Genomic DNA, 17,296 nt, shown 5'->3' on the forward strand with positions numbered 1-17,296 from the left:
TCAGACGGGTCCGCCACGTGCGGCGACGCCCGTCGTGGGCAGGGAGGTGCCGGTGACCCACGGCCCGCTGGCCAGGTCCGGGACGTTCGGGTCGACGGCGCCGTTCGAGGTGCTGCCGTCGGTCCCGGACGTGCCGCCGCCGAGGTGAACACCCTCGAGCAGGTCAAGAGCGGCGCGGTACTTGTTGAACGTGTACACGTGCAGGCCCGGCGCACCGGCGTCGAGGACGCGCTGCGCGAGGTCGGACGAGTACGCGGTCCCGTAGGCGTGCTGCGCCTCGGGATCGGGCAGGGCGTCGAGCGCGTCCAGCAGGTGCTGGGGGGCGGGGACACCCGTGAGCTCCTCGACGCGACGGAGCCTGCGTGGCTCCGTCGTGGGCAGCAGCCCGGCGAGGATGGGGATCGTCACGCCGGCCGCGCGGGCCTCCGCGACGAAGTCGGTGTACGACGACGCGTCGTAGAACAGCTGCGTGATCGCGAAGCTCGCGCCTGCCTGCTGCTTCTGCAGGAGGCGCTGCACCTCCTGCGACCGCGTGGTGCCGGCGGCCCGGTTCCCGTCCACGAACGTCGCGACGGCGATCGTCAGCGGTCGGGCCGCGCTGCGGAGCGCGAGCGACGGGTTCGCCGCGCAGCGCGAGGCCTCGACCTCGCGCAGGAGCGCGACGAGCTCGATGCTCGACCCCACGCCGTCGGGCGCGGGACGCCAGTCCGGCTGGTCCGTGGGCGGGTCGCCGCGCAGCGCGAGGAAGCTGCGGACGCCCGCGTCGAGGAAGTCGGTGATGACGTCCTGCACGTGCTCGCGCGACGCACCCACGCACGTGAGGTGCGCGATCGCGTGCACGGGCGTGCCCTGCAGGAGCCGGCCGATGACGTCGAGCGAGGTCTGCCGGTCGTTGCCCGCCGCGCCGTACGTCACGGAGAGGAAGTCCGGCTGCGTCGCGACGAGCCGCCGCGCGGTCTCCCAGAACTTCGGCGCGGCGTCCGGGCGGCGAGGCGGCATGAGCTCGAACGAGACCGTGGGCCTCGCCGTCTCGGCGTGGGCGCGCCGGACGGCGTCCGCGACGCTCACGGCGCGACCTCGCCCGGGTGCTGCGCGCCCGGGTGTGTCGACGTGCGGACGGGAGCGCTCGCCGTCGGGCACGGGCTGCCCGGACGGTGCGCGAAAGATGCCTCGTTGACCATAGTCACTCCATCGACCCTGGCGTTAGCACCTTTGTCCTCGGGAGGCTTCCGTCGGCGGGTTGCTGCGGTGTCGTCGAGCCAGGACTCTCGACCGCTCTGGATGGTTCACCCGATCCTAAGCGGTATCCGCCATGCGGTCGAGTGCGCTCGTCTGATGAGATGCCTCGCGCACGGATGCGCGATGATGCCGCCGTGGACGACGACACCGCCGTGGACGACGACCGGACCCCGACCCTCGACGCGCCACCCGTCCGGCTCCGCGCCTGGCGCCCCGAGGACGCGCACGTCGTGGTCGAGGCGTCGCAGGACCCGCTGATCCCGCTCGTGACCACGGTCCCGCGCACGCCGGACGCCGCGGCCGTGGACGCGTACGTCGCGCGGCAGCGCCGGCGGCTGGCCGAGGGGGTCGGCTACTCGTTCGTCGTCGCGACGGCCGACGACGACCGCGCCGTCGGGCAGCTCTCCGTCCTCCTGCGCGACGCCGACCACGGACGCGTCAGCCTCGGGTACTGGGTGGCGGCGAGCCGTCGACGTCGCGGCTACGCGGGCGCGGCTCTGCGCGCTGCCGCGGACTGGGCGCTGGGACTGCCGGGCATCGAACGCGCGGACCTCTTCGTCGAGCCGTGGAACGAGGGCTCGTGGCGCGCCGCAGAGGGCGCCGGCTTCGTCCGGGAAGGGCTGCTGCGGGGGTGGCAGCGGGTCGGCGGGGAGCGTCGCGACATGTTCGTCTACGGGCGGTTGATCGACTGATCGCGTCTCGGCTCGTCGCCGGGCGGGCGCGCAGGGCGGGGGATAGGTTCGTGCCGTTCCCTGTGACGGAGGTCTCGACCCGTGCACCATCGCTCGTCCCCGGCGGTCCGCGCCGTCCACCCCCTCGCCACGGCCGGTGCCGCGCTCCTCGCGCTCGCCCTCGTCCTGGTGCTCGCGATCCCCGCGGCGCTCACGGCGGCGGCGCAGACCGGCACGGGTACCCTCTCCCTCTTCAAGCGCATCGAGAACCGCGACACGGGCTCGTCCGAAGGCCGGCGCGAGCTGTGGACGATGCACGCGCAGAACGTCGCCACGGGCGAGCTCATCGAGGGCGACGGGCTCAACGGCGTGCAGTCGCTCCAGGTGCCTGCCGGGACCTACCGGATCTGGGAGAGCGGCGGCGTCTCGGGATTCCGGTTCTTCAGCTGGAACTGCGGGGGTGACGACATCCTCGACCCGACCCCCGAGGTCGTCGTCCCCCCGGGTGGCACGCTCACGTGCACGGTCGACAACGAGGCCGTCTCTCCCACGCTGACGCTCGTCAAGGACGTCGTCGGCGGCACGGCCTCGCCCGAGGACTGGACCCTGCGCGCGCAGGGTCCGTCGTCGATCGGCGGGCCGTCCGGCTCCGACGAGGTGACGAACCAGGAGGTCCGGATCGGGCAGTACACGCTGTCCGAGGAGGGCGGACCGGACGGCTACCGCAACGACGGGTGGGCGTGCGAGGGCGCGGAGGTCGACGGGTCGACCGTGACGATCGACCTCGCCGACTCGGTGACGTGCACCGTGACGAACGTCGGTCCGGTGACCCCCACGGTCCCGACGCTGACCCTCGTCAAGGAGGTCGTCGGCGGGCCGGCGACGGCCGCGGACTGGGACCTCACGGCGACGGGTCCGTCGACGCTCACGGGCGCGACGGGCGAGCCGACGGTCACGGCGGTCGAGGTGGAGCCGGGGTCGTACACGCTCACCGAGGACGGGCCCGCAGGGTACGACGGCGCGTGGTCCTGCACCGGCGCGGCGTCGGGTGACGGGTCCGGCGGCGCCGTGACGGTCCAGGACGGCGAGGACGTGGTGTGCACGGCCACGAACACGTGGGTCGGCGCGACGCTCACGCTCACCAAGCTCCTCGAGGGCGAGCTCTTCGCCCAGCCCGAGCACTGGACGCTCACCGCGACCGGGGGTCCCGACCCCGACGATTCGGTGACGGTGAGCGGCCCGTCCGGGTCCGACGCCGTGACGGACGTCTTCGTCCCCGCCGGCGCCTACACCCTGAGCGAGGACGGGTGGAGCGGCTTCGAGGCCGGACCGTGGGTGTGCACGGGCGCCCCGGTGGCCGGCGACGTCGTGACGATCGGCGCGGGCGCCGACGTCGAGTGCACGATCACGAACACCCCGCTGCCGTCGCTCCTCACGCTCGTCAAGGTGGTCGACGGCGGCCCGGCGGCCCCCGGGGACTGGACCCTCTCCGCGACGGGTCCCCAGGCCGACGGCGAGCCCGGGACGATCTCGGGACCGTCGGGCAGCGTCGCGGTGACGCAGGTGGACGTGGGCGAGGGCGTGCACCAGCTCGCCGAGACGGGCGGACCGCCGGGGTACGAGTCCGAGGGCTGGGTGTGCGAGGGCGGTCTGTTGCAGGAGGGTTCGAGCGTCGTGATCGGCGCGGACGAGGACGTCGTGTGCACGGTGACGAACACCTACGTCGAGTCGACGCTCACGCTCGTCAAGGTCGTCGCCGGCGGGTCGGCGGACCCGGCGGCGTGGACGCTCAGCGCCGCCGATGCGGCCGGAGAGACGGTGGCGCAGGGTGCCGCGGGCAGCGCGGAGGTCACGAGCGTCCCGCTGCCGCCGGGGACGTACACGCTCGCGGAGTCGGGCGGGTACGGCGGCTACGTGTCGGAGGGGTGGACCTGCGGGCCGACGCCCGTCGAGGGGTCCACCGTGACGCTCGGCCCCGGCGACGACGTCACGTGCGTGGCCACGAACCGCGCCGAGCTGCCGCACCTCACGCTCGTCAAGGAGCTCGACGACCGCGGGTACACGGGCGACGCCGTCGCGACGGACTGGACCCTGACGGCCGTCGGCGCGGACTCGACGCTCTCGGGCGCGACCGGCTCGCCCGACGTCTCGCACGTCGCCGTCCCGGCCGGGCGCTACCTGCTCACCGAGTCCGGCGGCCCGGACGGGTGGACGGCGCTGCGCTGGGTCTGCGACGACGCGCGCGTGGTGCAGACGCCCCAGAGCGGCGGCTCGCTCGTGTCGACGGTCGTCGTCGAGCCGGGCGACGACGTGACCTGCACGGTGACGAACCACTGGCTCGCGGGCACGCTGACGCTGCACAAGCAGGTCGTCGACGACGTCGTGCCCGTCGACGACTGGGAGCTCACCGCGGCGGGCCCGACGGCGATCTCCGGGTTCGACGGCAACGAGGACGTCACCGCCGTGCCCGTCGCGCAGGGCACGTACGACCTCTCGGAGTCCGGCAGCGACTGGGACTACACCCAGGAGGAATGGGTCTGCGACGGCGGCGAGCTGGTCGACGCCGACACCGTTCAGGTCGACGACGGCGCGGACGTCGAGTGCACCGCCGTGAACACGGTCGAGGTCCCTCCGACGCCCACCCCCACACCGACGCCCACCCCCACCCCGACCCCCACGCCGACGCCGACCGTCCCGCCCACGGACGACCCCACGGGCGGCACCGACGACACACCGAGCGCCGACGCGGACGGCGGCGGCGAGATGGCGGCGACGGGCTCCGACGTGGGCGCCCTGCTCGCGGTGGCGCTCGCGGCGCTGCTCGTCGGCGGCGTCCTGCTCGGGCTGCGACGCCGCGTCGGCTGATCCCTGCGCGCCAGCTCGCGCGTCGTCGTGCTGCTGAGCCGTCCGCCGCGCGCGGCCCGGCGGCCCGGGCTACTGTCCTGCCGTGGTCGACGACGAGGTGGGCAAGAGCGGGAGGTCTCTCCGGGAGACCGTGACGGTGATCCTTCTCTCCGTCACGGCCGTCCTCACGGCCTGGAGCGGCTTCGAGGCGAGCAAGTGGGGCGGCGAGATGTCGATCGCCTTCTCGCGCGCGTCCTCCCAGCGCATCGAGGCGTCGACCGAGGCGACGAAGGCGGAGGCCGCGCGCGCGGTCGACCTCCAGGTCTTCAGCCTGTGGCTCGAGGCGTACGCGACCGAGGACACCGAGCTCGAGGACTTCGCGCGAGAGCGCTTCACGCCGCACTTCGAGCCGGCCTTCGAGGAGTGGCTGGCGTCGCGCCCGTTGCAGAACCCCGAGGCCGCCCCGAGCCCGTTCGCGCTCGAGACCTACGTGCCGCCCGGCGAGGTCGAGGCCGCGGAGGCGGACGCCCGCGCCGACGAGTTCTTCGACCAGGCGCTCCGGAACAACCAGCGCGGCGACGACTACACGCTCGTGACCGTCCTCTTCGCCCTCGTCCTCTTCTTCGGCGCGTTCGCCGGGCGGTTCCGCTCGGAGCGCGCGTCGTGGGGCATGGTCGGCGCGGGCGGCGTCCTCTTCCTCGTCGGCATCGGTCTGCTGATCTCGTTCCCCAAGATCATCTGACGGCGCAGGGCCTCGCCGGGCGGGCCGCCGGACGGTCAGCGCACCGTAAGGCGCCTGCACCCGCTCGCTGGGTCGTGCGGAGACGGCGTGCGGGTAGCGTCGGGAGCACCCGTCCGCAGGAGGTCCCGTGCCGCGACCGACGCGCGCCCGCCCCTGGCAGCAGTGGGCCGTTCCCGTCGCCGCGGTCGTGCTCGTCGGCCTCGGCGTCCTCCTGCTCGTGCACGGGGCGACCGTCCTGCGCGGGCAGGAGGGCGTCGTGCTGCTCACCGGCGCCGAGCCGTTCGTCGGGCACTGGGACGCGCGGGTCGGCGTCGGCACGGTCGTTGCGGCGGGGGTCGTCGCGGTCGCCGTCGCGCTCGGGCCCCGGCTCGCGACGACCCTGCGCTGGCCGGCTCTGCTCGCCGTCTCCGGCGTCACGGCGCTCGCGTTCACCGTCGCCGTCGGCGCGCTGATCTCGTGGGACCACCTCACGGAGCCGATGCGCAGCCGGCACGACTACCTGCCCGTCGTGCCCGACGCCGCGGCCGACCCGGCGGGGTTCGTCGCGGGGTTCACGGAGACCATCGGCGACTACCCGATCCACGTCCGGGGCCACCCGCCGGGATTCGTGCTGGTCCTCGCCGGGCTCGACCGGCTCGGGCTCGACGGTGCGGGGTGGGCGAGCGCGCTCGTGATCGTCGCGGGGGCGAGCGCCGTCGTCGCGGTCGCGATCACCCTGCGCCGGCTCGGCGGAGAGGCGGGGGAGCGCACGGCCCGGCATGCCCTTCCCGCCGTCGTCCTGGCGCCCGCCGCCCTGTGGGTCGCGACGAGCGCCGACGCCTTCTTCGCCGCGGTGCTCGCGTGGGGGGTCGCGGCGCTCGCGGTGGCGTCCACGACGCCGCGTGCCGGGGTGCGCTGGACCGCGGCGGTCGGAGCGGGCGTCCTGCTCGGCGCGTGCCCGTTCCTGTCCTACGGCCTCCTGCACATGGGCGTCGTCGCGCTCGTCGTCCCGTGGGCGACACGACGGTGGGCGCCGACGGCGGTCGCGGGCGCGGTCGTGGTCGCGGCGGTGCTCGCGTGGGGCGCCGCGGGGTTCTGGCTGTGGGACGGCATCGAGGCGACGCGCGGCGAGTGGGCCGCGGGGTCGGGTACCGGTCGCCCGTACCTGTACTTCCTCGCGCTCGACGTCGTCCTGCTGGGCGTGCTCGTGGGCCCGGCCGGGGTCGGCGGGCTCACGCGCGTCGGGCGCCTCGACCGCGCGACGCGCGCGCTCGTGCTCGTCGCCGTCGGGTCCGCGCTGCTGGGCGCGGTCACGGGGTTCGAGCGCGGCGAGGTCGAGCGGATCTGGCTGCCCCTCGCGTGCTGGGTCGCGCCCGCCGCCGCGGCGCTCGTCGACCCGGGGCGCGTCGTGGCGTGGCGGTGGTGGCTGGCCGCCCAGGGCGCCGCGACGCTCGTCCTGGCGACGGTGCTGCGCTCGCCATGGTGACCGACCTGGCCGCCGGACCGAGCGTCCTCATGCCTGGGCGAGCTGGATCCGGTTGCCGGACCGGTCGTCGATCACCGAGCTCCGGGGCTTCCACGCATAGTCCTCAGGACCGCGGATCTCGACGGCGCCGAGCTCGAGAGCACGTGCGTGGCACGCGTCGACGTCCTCCACGAGCACACCGAAGGACGAGGGCACCAGCCCGTCGTGCCAGTTCTCGATCGTGACCAGGAAGAACGACCCGGTGTCGACGGTCCCGATCTGGAACGACGAGATGTCGGCAAGGAACTCCCAGCCGAACAGCGCGGAGTAGAAATCGACGGACTCCTCCAGGTGCCGCGTGGCCAGGACCACCTGGACGACCGGAGATCCGTCTCCGCTCCTCTTCATCAGCGTCCTCCCGGGGTCGGCCTCTCCATGGTGCACCCCCGACGGACGTTCGGCTCACCGTTCGTCGCTCGCCCGCCGATCCGACGCTCGCCTCCGTCAGCCGACCGTCAGGTCCGGGCCGTGGGCGCGCGGCCTAGGGTCGAGAGATGAGGCCGACGGTTCCGCGGACCGCGGACTTCCGCTCGTCCGTGCACGACGCGCGCGTCGTCGCGCGCGTCGGGGCGCTGCTGGGGTCGGCGGTCGTCGTCCTCTTCGTCACCGGGCTGCTGTCCCACCTGCACCAGCACCCGGTGCCGTGGCTGCCGTTCGGGCCGTCGCCGTCGTGGGGCTACCGGCTCACGCAGGGCGTGCACGTCGCCGTCGGGATCGCGTGCGTGCCGCTCCTGCTCGCGAAGCTCTACGCCGCCTACCCGCGCCTCTTCGAGCGCCCGGCGCTGCGCGGCGCGCTCCACGCGCTCGAGCGCGGGTCCGTCGCGGTCCTGGTCGCGGCCACCACGTTCCAGGTCGTCACCGGCGTCCTCAACGTGTTCCAGGTGTACCCGTGGCGGTTCAGCTTCGTCGCGGTGCACTACGCGACGGCGTGGGTCGTGCTCGGATCGGTCCTCGTGCACGTCGGCGTGAAGCTGCCCACGATCGTCACCGCGCTGCGGGCGTCGGTGGACGACCTGCGCACCGGGACCGGCGTCGAGCGGACGGGTCTCGCCCCGGGCACGCCCGCGCGCGGGGCCGCCCCCGAGGCGCCCGCGGACCCCGGTGACGCCGTCGGGGCCGGCGCGACGCGTCGCGGCTTCCTCGCCGCCGTCGCGGCGGCGACGCTCGGGGTCGTGGCGCTCACGGTCGGCCAGACCGTCCGGCCGCTCGCGCCGATCGCGGTGCTCGCCCCGCGCGACCCGCGCGTCGGTCCGCAAGGGCTGCCCGTCAACAAGACCGCACGGTCCGCGGGGGTCGAGGAGAGCGCGACGGACCCGGCCTGGCGCCTCGTGCTCACGGGCCCGGACGGCGAGCGGTCGCTGTCCCGCGACGGGCTGCTGGCGCTGGGCCTCGTCACCGCTGTCGTGCCGATCGCGTGCGTCGAGGGCTGGAGCGCGACCGCGACCTGGGAGGGGGTGCGCATCCGCGACCTCGTCCGGCTCGTCGGCGGGTCGGACCGCGACGACGTGCGCGTCGAGAGCCTCCAGGAAGGCGGGTCGTACCGAGAGTCGGTCCTGCCGTCCGCCTATGTCGCGGCCGACGACACCCTCCTGGCGCTGCGCCTCGGGGGCGAGGACCTCGACCTGGATCACGGGTACCCCGCGCGCGTCGTCGCGCCGAACCGGCCGGGTGTCCTGCAGACCAAGTGGGTCTCGCGCGTCTCGGTGATCGCCGCGGACGGCGTCGCGTGAGCGCCGCTCCGGGCCCCCGTCCGCGGGCCCCGCGGCCCGACGACGCCCCTCCCGTCTCCCGCGGCGTCCGCCGGTGGCGGCGTGTCCTGGTCGGCGGCGGCGTCGCGCTCCTGGCCTTCGGGGCGTGGACCGCGTGGTCGACGGTCCCGCGCGGCCAGTGGACGTCGGTGCTCGCGTGGCTCGCGGGCGGCGTCGTCGTGCACGACGTCGTCCTCGCGCCGCTCGCGGTCGGGCTCGGCGTGCTCGTCCTCCCGCGGGTGCCGCGGGTGTGGAGGGGGCCGTTGCGCGGTGGGCTGCTCGCCGCGGGGACGCTCGCGCTGTTCGCCGTGGCGCTGGTCGCGGGCGCGGCGGACCGGCGTCACTGGTCCGTCGTGCCGCACGACCCGCTCCCGGCCATCGCGACCGCCGTGCTCGTGATCGGCACCGGCGTCGTGGTCGGCGCCTTCCTCAGCGCCGGTCGCGGGACCGGCGGAGCACGACGACGGTCCGGCCGCCGGCGGTCCACTCCTCCGTCGCCCTGAGCCCCGCGCGCGCCGCGACGCCGCGCAGCGCGTCCGCGCCGAGCCGTGCCCAGGGCATCGGCCGGCTCTGCCGACCGTCGGCGGCGTGCAGCACGACGGGGGTGAGGTCGTCCGCGGCCCGGTCGGCGTCCGTCTCCACGAGCACGGCACCGCCCGGGCGTACGAGCTCCGCGCAGCGGACGAGCAGCGCGAGCGGGTCGCCCCCGATCCCGATGTTCCCGTCGGCGAGCAGCACCGTGCCCCACCGTCCCTCGCCCGGCAGCGCCGCCTCGACCGCGCGGCGCAACGCCACGGCGCCCCGGTCCCGGGCCAGCCGGACGGCGCCGCGCGACACGTCGATCCCGAGGCACGCCACCCCGCGGCGCGCGAGCTCGGCCGCGAGGCGGCCCGGGCCGCAGCCGACGTCCAGCACGGGCGCCACGCAGCGCGCGAGCAGCACCTCGTCCGACACGGTCGCGGGTGCCGCCCACGTGCCGACGTCGAGCGGCCGGGCGCCGTCGTCGTGCACCACGACCACGGGCACGCCCCCGAGCGCGGCCTCGTAGAGGACGACCGGGCTGAGACGACGCACGGGCGTCGCCGTCACGAACCGCTCCCGCGCACGGTGTTCCAGCAGCGCGCGAACCGCGTGCCGGGTGCTTCCCGGGCGACGGCCTCCGCGTCGTCGGGCTCGTCGACGTCGCGCAGCGTGGGCAGCAGCCCGACGTCGAGGCCGTGCGCGCGCAGCCGGTCGAGCTGCCCCGCCCCCGTCGTGGGCTCGGACATGGGGACGCCGAGGAACAGCGCGGCGTCGGGGGCCCGCAGGCCGACCGCCCAGAAGCCGCCGTCCTCCGCGAGCCCCAGCACGGCGTCGTGCCCGTGCAGGTCGACCGCCGCGAGCTCGGGCGCGAGCTGCGGCGTGTCCATCCCGACGAGGAGGACCGGTCCGGGGTACCGCGCGCACACGGCGTCGAACGCGGCCGCGAGGCGGCGGTCCAGCCCGCCCTCGCCCTGGGGGAGCACGGCGAAGCCGGGCGGCAGCCACGGACCCGGCTCGCCGTCGAGGACGAGCACGTGGTCGCCGGGCAGCGCGGCGACCGCCTCGAGCGTGTCGGCGAGCGCCGCGGCGGCGACGTCGGCGGCCGCGGCGGGGGAGAGGAGGCTCGTCAGGCGGGTCTTCACGCGGCCGGGCACGGGGGCCTTCGCGAGCACGACGACCGTGCGCGGCGGGTCGAGCGGCCCGTCGACCTGAGACCTCGTCCTCATCAGCCGGTCGGTCACGACGCGAGCACCTTCGACATGTCCCGCACGGCGCGCCACGCGCCGAGCGGGGTGCCCGTCACCTTCGAGCGGCCGAGGCGCGCGCGGTACGGCACGTCGACCTCCCGGACGCGCCACCCGGCGTCGGCGGCGGCGACGAGCATCTCGAGCGGGTACCCGGACCGCCGGTCGGTGAGGCCGAGCGCGAGGAGCGCCTCGCGGCGGGCGGCGCGCATCGGGCCCAGGTCGTGCACGACGACGCCCGTGCGGCGCCGGGCCCGACGCGCCACCTCGCGGTTGGCGAGCCGCAGGTGCCACGGCCACGCTCCCGCCGCGGGCACGCGGCGACCGAGGACGAGGTCGGCCTCACCTCGGGCGACCGGTCCGACGACGCGCGGCAGGTCGACCGGGTCGAGGCTCGCGTCGGCGTCGCAGAACGCGACGACGTCGGCGCTCGCGGCACGCAGGCCGGCGTCGCACGCGGACCCGAAGCCGCGCACGGCCGCCTCCACGACGAGTGCGCCGTGCGCGCGGGCGACGTCCGCGGACCCGTCGGTCGAGCCGTTGTCGACGACGACCGCGCGCATCCCGGCGGGCAGCCGCGGCAGGAGCCAGGCGAGGCCCGCTGCCTCGTCGAGGCACGGCAGCACGACGTCGACGGTCGGTGCGGCGGGCACGGCGTCGACGACGCGAGGCCTGTCCGGGGGGACGGTGGTCACGTCTCGACCGTACGAGCGACTCCTCTGGTCCGCGGCCCCGGACGACCTGACGATCGGCTGACGGTCGGCGGCGTCGGGCCGTGGGACGGCCGTCCCGGCGGGGCGGCGACGGGCTCCGGGCTACTGTGCAGGCATGAGCACAGCCGCGGACGACGCCCCCGGGGACGCCTCTCCGGTCGCCCTGTCGGGCCCGGTGCCGCGTGTCCTCGTCGTCGACGACGACGCCCTCACGTCGGCGAGCGTCGCCGCGCACGTCACCGCGTCCGGGTACGCCGCCCGGACGGCGACCGACGCGGTCGAGGGCGAGCGCACGTGGCGGACGTGGCAGCCCGACGCGGTGGTGCTCGACGTGCGCCTGCCCGGGCGGTCGGGTCTCGAGCTGCTCGCGCGCCGGCGCGCGGACGGGGACGGCACGCCCGTCCTCCTCCTGTCGGGGCTGGGGTCGGTGGACGACCGGGTCGGCGGGCTCGAGGTCGGGGCGGACGACTACGTCGTCAAGCCGTTCGACGCGCGCGAGCTGGTCCTGCGGGTCGAGGCGCTCCTGCGGCGCGGGCCGGTGCTCGTGGAGAACGCGCCGACGCGGGTGGTCGTGGGCGACCTCGTCGTCGACGGCGCGGACCGCACCGCGACGTACCGGGGGCGGACCGTGCCGCTCACGCCGCGCGAATTCGCGCTCCTGCACTTCCTCGCGCGGCAGCCCGGGCGGTCGTTCGGGCGGGCCGAGCTGCTGCGCCGCGTGTGGGGGTGGAGCTTCGGCGACGACTCGACCGTCATGGTCCACGTGCGCCGGCTGCGCGCCAAGCTCGAGGACGACCCGGCGGAGCCGGAGCTGATCGTCAATCTCCGCGGCGCCGGCTACACCCTGGCCGTGCCGGTCGGCGCGGGACGCGCGGGGGAGGGGGTGGCGCCGTGACCGACGTCGGCTTCATGCTCGCCGTGACGGCGGGGTGCTCCGTGGTCGTCGGCCTGCTCGGCGCGTGGGCGGTCCGCTCGGCACGGAGGGTCTCGCTGGTCCTCGCCCTGGTCGTGGCGGCGCTCGTGCCGTTCGCGGCCGTCGTGGTGGCGCTGTCCGTCAACGTGTCGGCGATGTTCCTGTCCGAGCACGACGCCGGCGTGGTCCGGCTGGTGCTGGGCGCGTCGTCGGTCCTGGCGGTGGTGATCGCGCTCGTCCTCGGCCGGACCGTCGCCGACGACGCTCGGCAGGTCCGCGTCCTCGCCCGCCGGCTCGGCGACGAGGCGGAACCGGCCGGTCGGGTCGCCGTGGGCGCGGGGGCCGAGGACGCGCAGGCCCCGGCAGTTCGTCCGGCGACCGCCGAGCTGGCGAGCGTCGTCGCGGACCTCGAGGAGACGCGCCGACGGCTCGAGGCGGCACGCGAGGGCGAGCGCGCGGCGCAGGCGGCGCGCCGCGAGGTCGTCGCGTTCGTGAGCCACGACCTGCGCTCGCCGCTCGCGGGCGTCCGTGCGGCGGCCGAAGGGCTGCGCGACGGCGTGTTCCCGGACCCGGCGCCCGCGCTCGACGGGATCGTCGCCGCGACGGAGCGCATGGCGCGGATGATCGACGACCTCGCCGAGCTCGCGCGCCACGACCGCCCCCGGCCCCGGCCGGCATCGCTCGACGTCGACCTCGCGGACGTCCTCGGCCGCGTCGCCGCCCACGCCCGGCCGGTCGCGCGATCGGTCGGTGTCGAGCTGCGCGTGGACGTCCAGGACGGCGTGCTGGTCGCGGGCGACCCGGACGAGCTCGAGCGGGTCCTCGACAACCTCGTGACCAACGCGGTCCGTGCGAGCGGCCGGTCGGACGAGCGCACCGCGGGTCTCGCGCGGGCGGGCTCGCCGATCGGGCTCGTGACGATGGAGGCGGGACTCGTCGACGGAGCGGTCCGCGTCGTCGTGCACGACACGTGCGGCGGCATCCCCGCCGAGGCGCTGCCGCACCTCACGAGGCCGGGCTTCCAAGTCGGCGAGGGCGCGGACGGGGCCGACGGGCTCGGGCTGGCGTTCGTCGACCAGGTCGTGGACCGGCACGGCGGGAGCCTCGACGTGGAGTCGTCCGACGCGGGCTGCCGGGTCGAGGTGCGGCTGCCGGCGGTCGGCCGTGCCTGACGACGCCGGCGGACCCCGTGGCCGTCGCCTGCTGCTCGTCCACGCCTGGGGCGAGGCCGCCGGGGTCTTCGACCGCCTCGTCGCGGCGCTGCCCGCGACGCTGCCGTCGGTCGCGGTCGACCTCCCGGGGCACGGCACGGCCCGCGGCACGAGCTCGGGCTGGTCCGTCCGGGACCTCGCGCACCACTGCGCCGACGTCCTGAGACGGCTCGACGACGGCACGCGCACGGTCGTGCTCGGCACGTCCAGCGGCGGGTACGTGGCGCAACAGCTTGCCGTCGACCACCCCCGGCTGCTCGACGGTCTCGTGCTCGTCGGCTCGCCGGCGGACCTGCGGGGCCGCCCTCCGTTCGCCGACGAGGTCGAGCGACTCGCCGACCCGGTCGGGGAACGCTGGGTCCGCGAGTCGCTCGCGTGGTTCCCGCTGCACCACCCGGTGCCCCAGGACTACCTGGAGGCCCGCGTCCGCGACGGGGCCGCGATCCCGGCGAGGGTGTGGCAGGACTCCCTCGAAGGGCTGTACCGGTCCGTCCCGCCGCTGGAGACGGGGACCGTCACGGTGCCGACGCTCGTGCTCAGCGGCGGCCGCGACGACCTCCTCCCCGACGCGCACGCCCGCCTCGTCGCCGCGATACCCCGGGCGCGCGGTGTCGTGCTCGACGACGTCGGCCACCTCGTCCTGTGGGAGCGCCCGGACCTGGTCGCGGCGGAGGTCACGGCCTTCGTGCACGCGCTGCAGCCCGCCTCGCCGAGCACGACCTGAAGGTCGTTCTGGCGCTCCTCGCGACCTTCAGGTCGTGCTCGGCGCGGCGACGAGCTGCGCCAGGCCCTCAGTGGCCGGGATCTGCGCGCGCCAGCCGAGGACGCGCGCGGCCTTCTCGCTCGACGCGGTGACGTGCCGGACGTCGCCCGCGCGCCACTCGCCCGTGACGACCGGCTCCGGCGCTCCGAGCAGCGCGGCGACGCGGCGCGCGACGTCCCCGACCGTCGTCACCACGCCGGACCCGACGTTGAACGCCTCGACGAGCCCTTTCGCCTGCGGCTGCTCGACCGCCGCGAGGACCGCGCGCGCGACGTCGTCGACGTGCACCAGGTCGCGGCGCTGGCGACCGTCCTCGAAGACCCGGGGCGCGCGGCCGTGCGCGGCCACGGACCGGAAGATCGACACGACTCCGGCGTACGGGGTGTCGCGCGGCATGCCCGGTCCGTAGACGTTGTGGAAGCGCAGCGCGGTCGCGCTCGCCCCCGTCGCGCGGGCCCACGCGGCCAGCACGTGCTCGCCGTGCACCTTCGTCGCGGCGTAGACGTTGCGCGGGTCGAACGGCGCGTCCTCTGCGACCAGGCCGGGCACCAGGACGCGCCCGCACGCCGGGCAGCGCGGGTCGAACACCCCGGCCGCGAGGTCCGCCTCCGCGCGCGGGGGCGGGTGCACCGCGCCGTGCTCGTCGCACGCGTACGCGCCCTCGCCGTAGACGACCATCGAGCTCGCGAACACCACGTGCGGCACCCGCACCTGCGCGGCCGCGGCCCGCAGCAGCACCGCGGTCCCGAGGTCGTTCGACGAGACGTAGTCGTCGACGTCGTCGATCCCGACCCCCAGCCCCACCTTCGCGGCCAGGTGCACGACGACGTCCCGCCCCTCGAGCGCGGCGCCCACCGCGTCGGCGTCCCGGACGTCGGCGCGGACGAGCGGGACGCCGTCGGGAAGCGCGGGGTCGGGCCGGTCGCCGTGGACGTCGGGACGCAGCGAGTCGAGCACGAGGACGTCGTGGCCGGCCGCGACGAGGGTGCGGGTCGTGGCGGTGCCGATGAAGCCCGCCCCGCCCGTGACGAGGATGCGCATGCCTCAAGCATCACCGCCCGCACCGCCCGGCGCCGCCCTGACCGGGCCAGAGAGGCTGACGGTCGTCTGACGGCTTCACCGGGAACGATTCGTGAACGACTGCGCAACGTTACATAGCGTCAGTTACCGAGCTCGAGTCGACGGCCCAACGTCGCGGGGTCAGGCGGTGCTGCCGTCGGCTTCGCGAGCTCCGCTCCGTCGACTCTCGCTAGTTCTGCTCTGAGGATCGGGTCCTCGACGATCTTGTCCCGACGGACCGCAGTGTTCCCCTCCACCGTGATCGTCAGGTAACCGGCGTCGAAGGCACGATCGACGAAGGGTGCCAGGCACATGCCGTTGGTCGGATCGAGGCGGATCGCTTTGTCCTCGCTCCACGGGACCGCAGCGTGACCCCCTCGCCACCGCCCAGCACGAGCGCGCGGGTCAGCGCTGCGCCGTAGATACCGCTCTACCTGCCGGCTTGCTGCCTCGGTACGCTGGAGACATGCCGAAGATCGCTGTGTCTCCCGAGACGCTCGCCCTGCGCGAGGTCATCACGGTGCGCCGCGACGAGTTCGAGGAGCTCCTGGCCAGGTACGCAGCGACGCGTCCGAGGCTGTTCGGCTCCGTCGCTCGCGGCACCGCGCAGGAGGGCAGTGACATCGACATCCTCGTCGACATGGATCCTGCAGACGGGAACCTCCTGATGCGTGCGTCCGGCCTCATGGACGAGACGCGGGCCTTGTTCGGGCGCGACGACATCGACGTGTTCCCGGTGCAGCTGCTCAAGCAGCCGGTCTCGCAGACGGCGCTCGAGGACGCGGTCGCGCTGTGAGTCGCGGGACCGACCAGCGGATAGCCGACATCCTGCACGCTGTAGACCGGTGCCAGCGCTACGTCCGCGCTCTCGACGACAGCGACGACGGTGTTGTCGACATGGCAGAGGACGCCATCGAGCGGAACCTTCAGATCATCGGCGAGGCGGCGAACCACCTACCCGCAGAGCTCACCGATGCCCATCCCGAGATCGCTTGGCCGCAGATCCGAGGGTTCCGAAACATTCTCGTGCACCAGTACTTCGGAGTTGACGTCGCCGTCGTACGCGACGTCGTCCAGACCTATCTGCCGTCACTCGCTGAGGCGTTGCGTCCGCACGGCGGGTATCGGTCAGGCGGCTGACGATCTGCTGACGGTGTGGTCGAACGACGGCGCCACCGGGCGGCGTCGGGCAGGGGCCGGTTAGCGTGGCGCGGGTGACCGACGCGACGACCGCACCCGTAGGCATCCTCGGCGGCTCCGGCCTCTACCGCCTGCTCGACGACCCCGAGCCCGTCCCCGTGACGACGCCGTTCGGCGACCCGTCCGACCCGCCGAGCCGCGGCACGTTCGCGGGGCGACCCGTCGTCTTCCTCCCGCGGCACGGGGCGGACCACCGGGTCCCGCCGCACCGCGTGAACTACCGGGCGAACCTGTGGGCGCTGCGGTCCCTGGGCGTCCGGCAGGTCGTGTCGGCGTCCGCCGTGGGCGGGCTCCGGCCGGAGCTCACGGCGGGGACGGTCGTCGTGCCGGACCAGGTGGTCGACCGCACGTGGGGCCGCGCGCACACCGTGTACGACGACGTCGGCGCGGTCGTGCACGTCCCGTTCGCCGACCCGTACTGCCCGCGCGGGCGCGTCGCCGCGGTGCGTGCCGCCCGGGCCGGCGCGCTACCCGCCGTCGACGGCGGCACGCTCGTCGTCATCCAGGGTCCGCGCTTCTCCAGCCGCGCCGAGTCCCGGCGCAACGCCGCCGAGGGGGGCAGCGTCGTCGGCATGACGGGCATGCCCGAGGCGGCGATCGCGCGGGAGCTCGCGCTCTGCTACACGACACTCGCGCTCGTGACCGACGCCGACGCGGGCGTCGACGTCGGGACGTCCGTGACGCACGCGGCGGTGCTCGAGGCGTTCGCGCGCAACGTCGTCGCTCTCACCGACGTGCTGCACGACGTCGTGGCGGCGCTGCCTGCTGACGACGAGTGCTCCTGCCGGCAGGTGCTCGACGGTCTCGACCTGCCCTTCGAGCTGCCGTAGGTGCAGCGGCGGGCGTCGCGCTCTCGGCGGGCCACGCACGTCCGCTGGTGGTAGAGAGGACACCACGAGGTGCCGCCCATCGGGAGATGCGGC

Annotated in this window: 18 protein-coding genes, 1 pseudogene and 1 riboswitch; of the genes and pseudogenes, 12 read left to right on the plus strand and 7 right to left on the minus strand. The window is 75.3% G+C overall.

Going from position 1 to position 17,296, the window contains the following annotated elements:
• Entirely contained in the window at positions 1-1,068 is a 1,068-nt protein-coding gene (locus AC4H2G_RS05665) for a methylenetetrahydrofolate reductase (protein ID WP_494364778.1), read from the minus strand.
• Between the two features lie 117 nt (positions 1,069-1,185).
• Positions 1,186-1,288, minus strand: a riboswitch (SAM riboswitch).
• A gap of 85 nt (positions 1,289-1,373) precedes the next feature.
• Between AC4H2G_RS05665 and AC4H2G_RS05670 the strand changes: the two genes are divergently transcribed.
• From AC4H2G_RS05670 to AC4H2G_RS05685, 4 genes are all read left to right on the plus strand, one after another.
• Positions 1,374-1,931, plus strand: coding sequence for a GNAT family N-acetyltransferase (locus AC4H2G_RS05670; RefSeq protein ID WP_494364779.1), 558 nt, complete (start codon positions 1,374-1,376; stop codon positions 1,929-1,931).
• 81 nt (positions 1,932-2,012) lie between these two features.
• Complete coding sequence (locus AC4H2G_RS05675) at positions 2,013-4,775, plus strand: prealbumin-like fold domain-containing protein (RefSeq protein WP_494364780.1); 2,763 nt, start codon at positions 2,013-2,015, stop codon at positions 4,773-4,775.
• 82 nt (positions 4,776-4,857) lie between these two features.
• Positions 4,858-5,496 (plus strand): hypothetical protein, encoded by a 639-nt coding sequence (locus tag AC4H2G_RS05680; RefSeq protein ID WP_494364781.1) that lies wholly within the window; start codon positions 4,858-4,860, stop codon positions 5,494-5,496.
• A 127-nt stretch (positions 5,497-5,623) separates the two neighbouring features.
• A complete protein-coding gene (locus AC4H2G_RS05685; protein ID WP_494364782.1) occupies positions 5,624-6,961 on the plus strand; it encodes a hypothetical protein in 1,338 nt (445 codons plus the stop codon).
• A 27-nt stretch (positions 6,962-6,988) separates the two neighbouring features.
• Here the strand turns inward: AC4H2G_RS05685 and AC4H2G_RS05690 are convergent, their stop codons facing one another.
• Complete coding sequence (locus AC4H2G_RS05690; protein WP_494364783.1) at positions 6,989-7,348, minus strand: VOC family protein; 360 nt, start codon at positions 7,346-7,348, stop codon at positions 6,989-6,991.
• A gap of 146 nt (positions 7,349-7,494) precedes the next feature.
• Between AC4H2G_RS05690 and AC4H2G_RS05695 the strand changes: the two genes are divergently transcribed.
• A complete protein-coding gene (locus tag AC4H2G_RS05695; protein WP_494364784.1) occupies positions 7,495-8,730 on the plus strand; it encodes a molybdopterin-dependent oxidoreductase in 1,236 nt (411 codons plus the stop codon).
• The gene (locus AC4H2G_RS05700) at positions 8,727-9,251 is read left to right on the plus strand and encodes a hypothetical protein (protein ID WP_494364785.1); all 525 of its coding nucleotides are present in this window, start codon (positions 8,727-8,729) and stop codon (positions 9,249-9,251) included. The genes AC4H2G_RS05695 and AC4H2G_RS05700 overlap by 4 nt, the downstream gene beginning before the upstream one ends.
• On the opposite strand, the gene AC4H2G_RS05705 is transcribed toward AC4H2G_RS05700, so the two are convergent.
• From AC4H2G_RS05705 to AC4H2G_RS05715, 3 genes are read right to left on the minus strand one after another with little or no spacing between them, the layout of a single operon-like run.
• On the minus strand, positions 9,178-9,837 hold the full coding sequence (locus AC4H2G_RS05705) for a class I SAM-dependent methyltransferase (RefSeq protein ID WP_494364786.1): 660 nt from the start codon (positions 9,835-9,837) through the stop codon (positions 9,178-9,180). The two genes, AC4H2G_RS05700 and AC4H2G_RS05705, sit on opposite strands and share 74 nt — an antisense overlap.
• Positions 9,834-10,496: a TIGR04282 family arsenosugar biosynthesis glycosyltransferase gene (locus AC4H2G_RS05710; protein ID WP_494364787.1), complete on the minus strand. Its 663-nt coding sequence runs from the start codon at positions 10,494-10,496 to the stop codon at positions 9,834-9,836. Before AC4H2G_RS05710 ends, AC4H2G_RS05705 begins: the two co-directional genes overlap by 4 nt.
• Positions 10,497-10,507: 11 nt before the next feature.
• Complete coding sequence (locus AC4H2G_RS05715; RefSeq protein ID WP_494364788.1) at positions 10,508-11,209, minus strand: glycosyltransferase family 2 protein; 702 nt, start codon at positions 11,207-11,209, stop codon at positions 10,508-10,510.
• 133 nt (positions 11,210-11,342) lie between these two features.
• On the opposite strand from AC4H2G_RS05715, the gene AC4H2G_RS05720 reads away from it, so the two are divergent.
• The 3 genes from AC4H2G_RS05720 to AC4H2G_RS05730 are packed head-to-tail and all read left to right on the plus strand — an operon-like array spanning position 11,343 to position 14,075.
• Positions 11,343-12,122, plus strand: a complete 780-nt coding sequence (locus tag AC4H2G_RS05720) for a response regulator transcription factor (protein WP_494364789.1) — start codon at positions 11,343-11,345, stop codon at positions 12,120-12,122.
• Complete coding sequence (locus AC4H2G_RS05725; protein ID WP_494364790.1) at positions 12,119-13,312, plus strand: sensor histidine kinase; 1,194 nt, start codon at positions 12,119-12,121, stop codon at positions 13,310-13,312. The genes AC4H2G_RS05720 and AC4H2G_RS05725 overlap by 4 nt, the downstream gene beginning before the upstream one ends.
• Positions 13,305-14,075: an alpha/beta fold hydrolase gene (locus AC4H2G_RS05730; RefSeq protein WP_494364791.1), complete on the plus strand. Its 771-nt coding sequence runs from the start codon at positions 13,305-13,307 to the stop codon at positions 14,073-14,075. The genes AC4H2G_RS05725 and AC4H2G_RS05730 overlap by 8 nt, the downstream gene beginning before the upstream one ends.
• Before the next feature lie 27 nt (positions 14,076-14,102).
• On the opposite strand, the gene AC4H2G_RS05735 is transcribed toward AC4H2G_RS05730, so the two are convergent.
• Complete coding sequence (locus AC4H2G_RS05735) at positions 14,103-15,155, minus strand: NAD-dependent epimerase/dehydratase family protein (protein WP_494364792.1); 1,053 nt, start codon at positions 15,153-15,155, stop codon at positions 14,103-14,105.
• A gap of 119 nt (positions 15,156-15,274) precedes the next feature.
• Positions 15,275-15,532, minus strand: a pseudogene (locus tag AC4H2G_RS05740) (HNH endonuclease); the annotation flags it as partial.
• A 107-nt stretch (positions 15,533-15,639) separates the two neighbouring features.
• On the opposite strand from AC4H2G_RS05740, the gene AC4H2G_RS05745 reads away from it, so the two are divergent.
• The 3 genes from AC4H2G_RS05745 to AC4H2G_RS05755 all read left to right on the plus strand — a co-directional run bounded on the left by AC4H2G_RS05745 (position 15,640) and on the right by AC4H2G_RS05755 (position 17,203).
• A complete protein-coding gene (locus tag AC4H2G_RS05745) occupies positions 15,640-15,969 on the plus strand; it encodes a nucleotidyltransferase family protein (protein ID WP_494364793.1) in 330 nt (109 codons plus the stop codon).
• Positions 15,966-16,313: a HepT-like ribonuclease domain-containing protein gene (locus AC4H2G_RS05750; RefSeq protein WP_494364794.1), complete on the plus strand. Its 348-nt coding sequence runs from the start codon at positions 15,966-15,968 to the stop codon at positions 16,311-16,313. Before AC4H2G_RS05745 ends, AC4H2G_RS05750 begins: the two co-directional genes overlap by 4 nt.
• A gap of 74 nt (positions 16,314-16,387) precedes the next feature.
• Positions 16,388-17,203, plus strand: coding sequence for an S-methyl-5'-thioadenosine phosphorylase (locus AC4H2G_RS05755; RefSeq protein ID WP_494364795.1), 816 nt, complete (start codon positions 16,388-16,390; stop codon positions 17,201-17,203).
• Positions 17,204-17,296 lie beyond the last annotated feature (93 nt).

The organism is Cellulosimicrobium sp. BMG9.23, from assembly GCF_059159985.1.